Source organism: Photorhabdus heterorhabditis (assembly GCF_001280945.1).
GTDB classification, from domain to species: domain Bacteria; phylum Pseudomonadota; class Gammaproteobacteria; order Enterobacterales; family Enterobacteriaceae; genus Photorhabdus; species Photorhabdus heterorhabditis.
Genome location: NZ_LJCS01000250.1, coordinates 1 through 376 on the forward strand (window position 1 = coordinate 1; position 376 = coordinate 376).

Here is a 376-nt window from a genome sequence, read left to right on the forward strand (position 1 = left end):
TGGATATTATTGTCACCAGTACCGGACTGAGCCGGGATAAAATTGAAGCGTTAAAGCATTAAATTAATCTTCTTTTTATACAGCAAAATGCCGATATTCAAGATCGGCATTTTTGTTCTTATTTATACCCTATGGATTTCAAGATGCCTCGCGGCGGCAAGAGCGCGAATCCCCGGGAGCATAGATAACTCTGTAACTGGAGTGAGTGCCGCCAACTTGAAAGATGACGGGGATAGACAACGAGTAGTCATGACTACCTGATAAGACAGAGAAACAGATTGTGGCAAAGAAAGAAAAACGGCCTCACCATGACGCGTTATTCAAGCATTTTTTAACGCAGCCCGAAACGGCCAGGGAGTTTTTATCCCTTTATCTG

1 protein-coding gene is annotated in these 376 nt (G+C 43.4%); it reads left to right on the forward strand.

Going from position 1 to position 376, the window contains the following annotated elements; genetic code table 11:
• Positions 1-280: 280 nt before the first annotated feature.
• The coding region (locus AM629_RS22935) for an Rpn family recombination-promoting nuclease/putative transposase (protein ID WP_200905748.1) at positions 281-376 on the forward strand (96 nt) is incomplete at its 3' end.